The 2699-nt window shown below is 71.1% G+C and carries 2 protein-coding genes; both read right to left on the bottom strand.

Annotated features, from left to right (window positions below):
• Positions 1–340: 340 nt before the first annotated feature.
• Positions 341–1876, bottom strand: a complete 1536-nt coding sequence (locus VF092_31790) for an amino acid permease (protein HEX6751920.1) — start codon at positions 1874–1876, stop codon at positions 341–343.
• 236 nt (positions 1877–2112) lie between these two features.
• On the bottom strand, positions 2113–2699 hold a 587-nt coding region (locus tag VF092_31785), incomplete at its 5' end, for a hypothetical protein (GenBank protein HEX6751919.1).

Here is a 2699-nt window from a genome sequence, read left to right as displayed (position 1 = left end):
GCAGGCATCCGACCTGCCGAAGGGGCACCGCTACCGCAAGCGAACCCCCGCAATGGCCATCGGGCTGAGCGGCCACGTCTGGACCTGGGAGGAATTCCTGACTCGGAGAATTCATCACTGATGAGTAGAGTCACTACCGATAGATCCTTCGGCCTGCAAGCACTTGCACAGACGCTGATTACGGTCTGGCCGGCCTCAGGATGACGTGGGCGTGGAATCGGTCCGGGTGCATCAACCAGATTCCCGGATTCTGTCTGACCACGGCAGGACACGGACGACGAAGCGCCCCTCCCGCTGGCCGGGAGGGGCGCTTCGTCGTCTCGTGCGAGGGGGCTGACCGTCAGCTCGCAGGCGTCTCGCGGTTGCGCAGCACGCTCTTCCGGTAGCCGTACAGGAAGTAGATCACCAGTCCCACCGCCAGCCAGATCCCGAAGCGCGCCCAGGTGAGCCCCGGAAGCTGGTACATCAGGAACCCGCACGAGACGATGGCCGCCGGCGCCACCACCCACACCAGCGGCGTGCGGAACGGCCGGTGGCGCTCCGGCTCGCGGAGGCGCAGCACCATCACCCCGATGGCCACCAGCACGAAGGCGAACAGCGTGCCGATGTTGGTGAGCTCGATGACCTCGTTGATGTTGGCGAACGCCGCGAAGAAGGCCACGAACGCGCCCGTCAGGATCGTGGTCACGTGCGGGGTGCGGAAGCGCGGATGCAGCTTGGCGGCGAACGGCGGCAGCAGCCCGTCGCGCGCCATGGAGAAGAAGATGCGCGGCTGGCCCAGCTGGAACACCAGCAGCACCGAAGCCATGGCGATGATGGCGCCGAAGGAGATGATCCCCGCGGCCCAGTGGTAGCCGCGCGCCGCGAAGGCGCTGGCCAGCGGGTCGGCGTTCCCCATCTGGTTCCACGGCATCAGCCCCGTCATCACCAGCGTCACCACGATGTAGATGACCGACGTCACGGCCAGCGACAGCATCATCGCCCGCGGCATGTCGCGTTGCGGGTCCCTGGCCTCCTCAGCCGCAGTGGAGACGGCGTCGAAGCCGATGTAGGCGAAGAAGATGAGCGACGCGCCGGTGAACACGCCCTGCCAGCCGTTGGGCATGAACGGATGCCAGTTCTCGGGCTGCACCCACACCGCGCCGATGGCGATGAAGAACGCCAGGATCCCCAGCTTCAGCAGCACCATCACCGTGTTGGTCCACGCGCTCTCGCGGATGCCGATCACCAGCACCCAGGTGATCAGCGCCACGATCAGCACCGCGGGAAGGTTGAAGATCACCGGCAGCCCGGCGATGTGGGGCGCCGTGGTCCACGCGCGCGCGGCCTCGAGCGTGGCCCCGTCGGTCAGCTGGGGATTGGCCTGCAGCGCGTGGAAGCCCTGCACCGCCGTGCGCGGGTCCGTCACCAGCCAGGCGGGGAAGTGGATGCCGAAGCCGCGCATCAGCGTGTCGAAGTACGCCGACCAGGAGACGGCGACCGCGATGTTCCCCACCGCGTACTCGATGATCAGGTCCCACCCGATGATCCACGCCACCAGCTCGCCCAGCGTGGCGTAGGCGTAGGTGTACGCGCTGCCGGCCTGGGGGATGAGCGACGCGAACTCGGCGTAGCACAGCGCCGCGAAGCCGCAGGCGATGGCCACCAGGATGTACGAGACGACCAGCCCCGGCCCCGCGCCCAGGTGGTTGGGCCCGCCGGAGATGGCCGTGCCCGCGCCGGAGAAGATCCCCGCGCCGATGATGCCGCCGATGCCCAGCGCGGTGAGCTGCCACACGCCCAGCGAGCGCCGCAGCCCCGTCTCCACCTCCGTCTGCGGGTCCACGTGGTCGCCGCGCACCTCGCTGATGGGCTTCCGCCGGAAGAGTTGGTCCATGGGTCGGATCGGGGGAGGGAAGGGGACGAGAGATTGGTCCCGAAACGGCGAACGGCGGGCGCCACCCGCCGGTTCCCCGCGAAACTACACGCGGCGCGCGGCGATGCGCAACCGATTCGCACCGGCGCGCGGCGATTACCGGCGCGCCGCGGCGATGGTTCCGCGGACGAGACGAAGCGGGGCCGGCATCGCTGCCGGCCCCGCTTCGTCCCATCGTCCTTACGATCGGCCCGCGCTCACGCGCCGGGGTTCCGGCCCTGAGCGCCCTGCTGCTGCTCGCCGCGCGGGCGGCGGCCCTGGCGGCCCTCGCCTCGCTGGCCGCGGCGGCCCTGGTGCTGCTGGCGGAGCTGCCGCAGCTGCTGCTTCTGCGCGTCCGTGAGGACCGACTGCACCTCGCGCATGGCGGCCTGGCGGTTCTGCTGCAGCTGCTCGCGGATGGGGCGGGCCTGCTCGCGCAGGCGCTGCAGCTGCTGGCGCTGCTGCTCGGTCAGCTGCGGGCGCTGGCCGCGCTCGCGGCGCTGGCCCTGCCCGTCTCGGGCGCGCTGGCCGCCCTCGGCGCGGCGCGCGCGGAAGTCCGGCAGGCCGCTCTGCTGGAAGAGCGCGCGCAGGCGGTCCTCCAGCGCGCGGTTCTGGCCCTGCAGCCGCTGGTCGATCGCCTGCAGCCGCGACACCTGGTCGTTGCTCAGGCGCAGCTGCTCGCGCCGGGCGATCAGCCGCTGGATGCCGCCGCCGGGGCGGCGGGCGCCCTGCTGGAACGCGCCGTGGCGGCCGTGCCGCTCGGCGCCGGCGCGCGCGGGGCCCTGCTGCGGCTGGGTCTGCTGCT

The sequence above is a fragment of the Longimicrobium sp. genome, assembly GCA_036377595.1.
Lineage (GTDB): Bacteria > Gemmatimonadota > Gemmatimonadetes > Longimicrobiales > Longimicrobiaceae > Longimicrobium.
Note: the sequence above shows the minus strand (reverse complement) of the source record. Positions and strands in the feature narration are given on the sequence as shown.

Coding starts and splice junctions, on each gene's coding strand:
- VF092_31790 (HEX6751920.1), bottom strand. CDS start 1,876: ATGGACCAACTCTTCCGGCGGAAGCCCATCAGCGAGGTGCGCGGCGAC.